The following is a 5,713-nucleotide window of genomic DNA, read 5'->3' on the forward strand; positions in this document are numbered from 1 at the left end:
CAAACTTTCAGCGGCAATCCGCCCGCTGACCGCAGCAGTTACAACTTCGAGGTCGTCGCAGTGGACGCCTCTGGCGCCAAAGCGTCCGATCGCTTTGTGCTTCGGCTGGAAAACGTCAACGATGCCCCACAGACGGGCGTCCAGAAGACCATCACAGCTGTCGAGGGCGGCGCGGTCGTCACGGGCAAGCTCGATGCAGTCGACCCCGATGGCGACAAGCTGTCCTTTGCCTTGGCTGGGGGCCAGACACTGGCGCCCGGGTTCAGCATCGAGCCCAGCGGGCAATGGCGTTTTGATCCTGCCACACCCTTCTGGCGCACCACCAAAGCGGGCGCCAAGCGGCAGGTGCCGATGCGGTTTACCGCCTCCGACCCGCACGGCGGCCTGGGCACACTCAATCTGATCCTCGAGATCACGGGCGTCAACAACCCGCCTGAGGCGCCTCAGCCTGCCGACATCAGGCTGGACACCACGAGCAAACCCGTCACTGGCCGCATTGAAGCCAGGGACGTCGACGAAGGCGCGCGCCTGAGCTTTGAGTTGCTCGGGCAACGCGTCGTCGATGGCTTTACCTTGGTGCCCGATGGCCGTTGGGAATTTGATCCGCGCCATCCGACCTATCAGACCTTGACTGAAGGCGACATCAGGAGCGTGTTTGTCCCCGTTCGGGTGGCCGATGAGGCCGGCGGCATCACCGTCGTTCGTCTGCAGATCACCGTCGTCGGGGGCAAGAAATGACGGGGAGCCGCGCGGGCATTCGGCCGCTGCGGCATGCGCTCACTTTCCAAGAACAGATGAAGCCGACCGGTATGCGCATCGCCCCGACACGTCTGCGCGCCCACGCCCGGGCCGCGCTGCTCCTGGGCTGGGTGGTCCAGAGCCTGCTGCTGCCTGCGCAGGCCCAGACTCCGCCCACGCAAAAGCCGGTGCGGGTGGTGGTGCAGGCACTCATGCAAGCGACCCTGTCAGCCGAGATCGCCGCACGCATCAAAAGCATGCCCCTGCGGGAGGGCGACAGCTTCAACAAGGGTGACACCCTGGTGGCCTTTGACTGCGAGATTTTTGAAGCTCAGCGCGACAAGGTGAGCGCCGAGTTGCGCGCGGCCCAGGCCAAACTCGACAACGACGCGCAACTGGTCAAGACGCGCTCCATCGGGGCGCTCGAGGTTGTCCTTTCGGAGGTCTCAGTCCAGCGTGCCCAGGCAGAGTGGCGCATGGCGAAGATCAACACCGACCGCTGCACCATCAGCGCTCCCTGGGCTGGCCGGGTGATTGCCCGCAAGGCCCAGGAGTTGGAGGTGGCCAAGCTCCAGCAAGAGGTTTTGAGCATCGTCTCGACCGAGTCCCTTGAAGTCATGGCCGTGGCCCCGGCTCAATGGCTCCGCTTTCTGCGCGCGGGCCAGATTCTCGATGTCCGCATCGATGAAACTGGCAGTCGCCACAGCGCGCAGATCGTGGCCATTGGCAGTCAGGTCGATGCGGTGAGCCAAACCGTGACGGTCCGCGCCCGCCTGGCCAGCGACCCCAAATTGCTGCCCGGGATGACAGGCGACGCGAAGCTTCGATAAGCAGGGCCGCATGAACCCCGCACCGTCGGCCAGTCCGCTGGATCTTTTTGCCAGCCTGCTCCAGCTCGAAAAGCTGGTGCTGGAAGCCCAGACGCTGCCCGAGACGCGGTTTGTCATCACCAACGCCACACGCCAGCTGTCGCCCTTTATCCAGGCGATTTTGCTCACTGGCAGGCCAGGTGGCGCCTTGCAGACCACCAGCCTTTCGAACATCAGCGAAGTCGACCGGTCCTCGCCCTTTCTCGCCTGGACGGAGCGCCTGGCCAAGCACCTGACCCAGTCGGGTCGGTCGCAGGCGCTACACCCCCTAACGCCCGACGAACTGACCCCTGAGCTGCGGCGGGAGTGGGTGGAATTCGCGAACGCCAGTTTGCTATGGATCCCGCTGGTGGCACGTGAGGGGCAGATGCAGGGCGCGCTGCTGCTTGGCCGTGAGGAGGCCTGGAGCAACCAGGAGGTCGCTCTCCTGGGCCACCTGTCCATCGTCTATGCCCACGCGCTGGAGCGATTTCAACGGCATCACCAGTCGCTCTGGGCCCGCTGGCGCATGGTGGTAGGGGCCTCGGTAGCCACTGCAGGCTTGGTATTGGCTGCGCTGATTCCGGTTCGCTTGAGTGTGCTGGCCCCGGCCGAAATCGTCGCGGCCGATCCCTTTGTGGTCACTGCGCCCATCGATGGCGTCGTACGCGAACTCAAGGTCAGGCCCAATGAGGCGGTCCAAACAGGGCGGGTGCTGGCCGAGCTGGAATCGGGTGATCTGCGGGGGATCCAGGATGTTGCGGCCAAAGCACTTGAAGTGACCCAGGCCGAGCGCCGTCGCTCGCAGCAAGCCTCTTTTCTGGATCCGTCCCGAAAGGCTGATCTGGCTCCCATGCAAGCACAGGTCGACCTCAAGACGCGTGAGCTTGCGCTCGCGCAAAGCCGACTGTCCAAGACGCAGCTCAAAGCCGACCGCGATGGGGTTGTGGTGATCGACGATCCACAGCTGTGGAAAGGTCGGCCCGTGCGGGTCGGCGAGCGCATCATGAGCATCGCCGATCCCAAGCGTATCGAGGTCACGATTTGGGTACCGGTCAAGGACGCGGTGGCGCTGGAGGCGGGCAATGAGATCCGGCTGTTCCTGGACACCGATCCCCTGCGCAGTCTGCGCGGGACGGTCAAGTACGTGGTGTACGAGTCCACCCTGACCGGCGAGTGGCCAGCCTACAAGGTCAACGCCACCCTCGATGCGCAGGACGCTGCCCCGCGCATCGGACTACGCGGCACCGCCCGCATTTATGGCGGCGACACCACACTGTTTTACTACCTGCTGCGTCGCCCCATCACGGCGGCGCGTCAGTGGCTGGGATGGTGATGGAGGCCGCAAGCGCCTTGCCGGCACTCAGGACCGACTTGGCCCTGCTGGCCGGTAGCGCCGCGGAAGACGGCTCTCCCACCTGGCTGATTCACGACCTCAGTCGCAACGCCTATTTCCGACTTCGATTGGATGCGTTTCGCGTCATCCGCCACTGGAAGGCCGGACTGTCTACCGACGAATTTCTCAAAGTCTGCGAGGCCGACGGGATCGACCTGGACGAGACCGAACTCAAGGGACTGCTTCAGTTCCTGGTCGGCAACCAGCTGGTCGAGGTGTCCGAGGAGCAAGGGCTTGCGCGTCTAGCCGCAGCCCAGCGCCGCGCGCGGCAGCACTGGCTTACCTGGCTGCTTCACCATTACCTTTTTTTCCGCATTCCGCTTTGGCGCCCCGACGCCTTTCTGGAGCGAACCTGGCCTTGGGTCTCCAGGGTGACCGGGCCGCCCCTGATTTGGTCGGTACGTGCGCTGGGCTTGATCGGCCTGTTGCTGGTACTTCAGCAGTGGGACGTCTTTGTCGCCACTTTCTTGCATTTTTGGTCTTGGGAGGGACTGGCCCTGTATGGCGTCACGCTGGCGGTGGTCAAGTCAGCCCACGAACTCGGCCACGCGTATGCCGCCAAGAAGTACGGCTGCAAAGTAGGCGCGATCGGCGTTGCGCTACTCGTGCTGTTTCCTGTTCTCTACACAGACACCACCGACGCTTGGCGGCTGCGCTCGAATCGACAGCGCCTGAAGATTGTCCTGGCCGGTGTGAACACCGAGATTCACCTGGCCATGGCCGCCACCTTTGCATGGTGCTTTTTGCCAGACGGCATGTGGCGAAGCGCTGCATTTTTTGTGGCGACGACCAGCTGGGTCAGCTCGGTATTGGTCAACATCAGTCCGTTCATGCGCTTCGATGGCTACTTTGCGCTATCGGATTTTTTGCACGCGGAGAATCTCCAACCCCGGTCCTTCGCCCTGGCGCGATGGCAACTTCGGGAGGCCTTGTTCGGGCTGGGAGAGCCGCCACCGGAAGAAATAGGGCCTTGGCGACGTCGGCTGTTCATCGCCTATGCCTACGCCACCTGGGCCTACAGGGCGGTGCTGTTCATCGGGATTGCGCTGCTGGTTTACCACTTTGCCTTCAAGTTACTGGGCATCGTGTTGTTCTTGGTAGAGATCATCTGGTTCATTTTGCTGCCGGTGAAGAACGAAGTTCGGCAATGGTGGCTGCGGAGGCAAAAAATTAGACTCAACAGGCATACCTTGGTTCTCGGCCTGCTGCTCCTCGCGGTGGCCCTGCTGCTGGCGCTGCCCTGGCGTTCCTCGGTATCGCTGCCCGCAGTTTTGCAGGCGGGTGATTTCCGTACCGTGTTCGCACCCGAGCAAGGGCGTGTGGTGAGCGTCGCGGTCGGCCAGCGAGACCCCGTCAAACCAGGCGACCTTCTCATTCGCTTGGAGCAGCCGGAGATCGAGCACACCCTCTTGCAAAGCCAGCGTGAGCTGAGTCTCGTGAACGAAAAGATTGCACGCCAGGTGGGGTCGACCCGCGACTTGCAAGACGCGCTGATTCTGTCGCGGCAGCGTGAAGAGCTCCAGACCCGCATTCAAGGGCTGGCGGACCGTCAGGCCCGCCTGCAACTGCGGGCTCCGATCCAAGGCAACGTCAGCCGCATTGAGCCCCTGCAGAAAGGTCAGTGGGTCTCACAAAACACGCCGCTGCTGACACTGCGATCCGAGCAAGGTGTACGCCTGATTGCCTTGACCTCCACCGAAGACCTGTACCGATTCGAAGATGGCGCCCGGGCGGTGTGGATCTCCGATCTTCCGGGTGCACCGCGGCTGGAGCTGAAGCTGGTGCGCATCGACTACACCGCCTTGCAGTCCCTGCCCTGGCCCGAGCTGGCCACCGATTACGGTGGGTCGGTGCCGACCCGCAAGGTTCAACAGGGGCTACGACTCGAAGGGGCCTGGTACCAGATTGAGCTCGAACCTCTAGACGACACACAGGCACCCGCTTTGCAGCAGACCGGGCGGGTTCTGCTCGAGGCCAAATCCGAAAGTATCCTGGGCCGTTACTGGCGACACGCCCTGTCCATCTGGATTCGGGAGAGTGGCTTTTAAGACGGAGATCGGGTCCTGTCTGAGCCAACGGTGCCGCCTCGCTTGCCGCCCCCTCCACTCTCTCTAGATCGCCACCGCCACGAAGTCCGCCTTGGACGCGGAGCAGTCGAGGCACTCCGGGTCGGCGCTCCGGCAACGACAGTGCTTTGTGGCTCGGTCGGCCTGATCAAGAGGCCTGAAGGCCGAAATTTGCCTGTGCGCCTGCACCTGGTCGCTGCGCCCGGAACACTTCGCCCTGGATCGCGATGACCGGCTCACTCCGCGGATGACCGCCTCATCAGCGGGCTCAATCGCTCAGATGAAAAACGAATCAGTGACCCGGGCTTGATCGTGCAGCGCAAATGCGACACACTCTCTGATCATGAAATCAGCTGCCTTCCCCTCCATACGGGTCGAGCCCGAATTGCGGGCTGAAGTTGAGTCCGTACTGGCCGAAGGTGAGAGCCTCTCCCAGTTTGTTGAATCGTCCGTGCGGGCCAGCCTCGAGCGGCGGCGCGTCCATGCGGAGTTCATCGCCCGCGGCCTTCCCTCTCGGGACGAATCGCGGCGCACAGGCGACTATGTCGACGCCGACGATGTCGTGGCAGGCCTGCAGCGCAAACTTGAAGCTGCGCGCGCGCGAGTGACCCCGGCCTCAAAGACTCGCAAGTGAGCTTCAAGGTTCGCTTGACTCGGGCGGCCGA

General features: G+C 63.2%; 5 protein-coding genes. All 5 read left to right on the forward strand.

The genetic code is table 11. The features are described from left to right. On the forward strand, positions 1–738 hold a 738-nt coding region (locus QE494_RS02915; protein WP_300041381.1), incomplete at its 5' end, for an Ig-like domain-containing protein. Beyond that, positions 735–1,568 (forward strand): efflux RND transporter periplasmic adaptor subunit, encoded by an 834-nt coding sequence (locus tag QE494_RS02920; RefSeq protein ID WP_300041384.1) that lies wholly within the window; start codon positions 735–737, stop codon positions 1,566–1,568. The genes QE494_RS02915 and QE494_RS02920, both read left to right, overlap by 4 nt. Before the next feature lie 10 nt (positions 1,569–1,578). Beyond that, on the forward strand, positions 1,579–2,922 hold the full coding sequence (locus tag QE494_RS02925; RefSeq protein WP_300041386.1) for an efflux RND transporter periplasmic adaptor subunit: 1,344 nt from the start codon (positions 1,579–1,581) through the stop codon (positions 2,920–2,922). Beyond that, positions 2,922–5,030, forward strand: a complete 2,109-nt coding sequence (locus tag QE494_RS02930) for an HlyD family efflux transporter periplasmic adaptor subunit (RefSeq protein ID WP_300041388.1) — start codon at positions 2,922–2,924, stop codon at positions 5,028–5,030. Before QE494_RS02925 ends, QE494_RS02930 begins: the two co-directional genes overlap by 1 nt. Before the next feature lie 361 nt (positions 5,031–5,391). After that, on the forward strand, positions 5,392–5,682 hold the full coding sequence (locus QE494_RS02935) for a YlcI/YnfO family protein (protein WP_300041390.1): 291 nt from the start codon (positions 5,392–5,394) through the stop codon (positions 5,680–5,682). The last annotated feature ends 31 nt before the right edge of the window (positions 5,683–5,713 follow it).

It is taken from the genome of Ramlibacter sp., assembly GCF_029866045.1.
Lineage (GTDB): Bacteria > Pseudomonadota > Gammaproteobacteria > Burkholderiales > Burkholderiaceae_C > Ramlibacter.

Coding starts and splice junctions, on each gene's coding strand:
- QE494_RS02935 (WP_300041390.1), top strand. CDS start 5,392: ATGAAATCAGCTGCCTTCCCCTCCATACGGGTCGAGCCCGAATTGCGG.
- QE494_RS02925 (WP_300041386.1), top strand. CDS start 1,579: ATGAACCCCGCACCGTCGGCCAGTCCGCTGGATCTTTTTGCCAGCCTG.
- QE494_RS02930 (WP_300041388.1), top strand. CDS start 2,922: ATGGAGGCCGCAAGCGCCTTGCCGGCACTCAGGACCGACTTGGCCCTG.
- QE494_RS02920 (WP_300041384.1), top strand. CDS start 735: ATGACGGGGAGCCGCGCGGGCATTCGGCCGCTGCGGCATGCGCTCACT.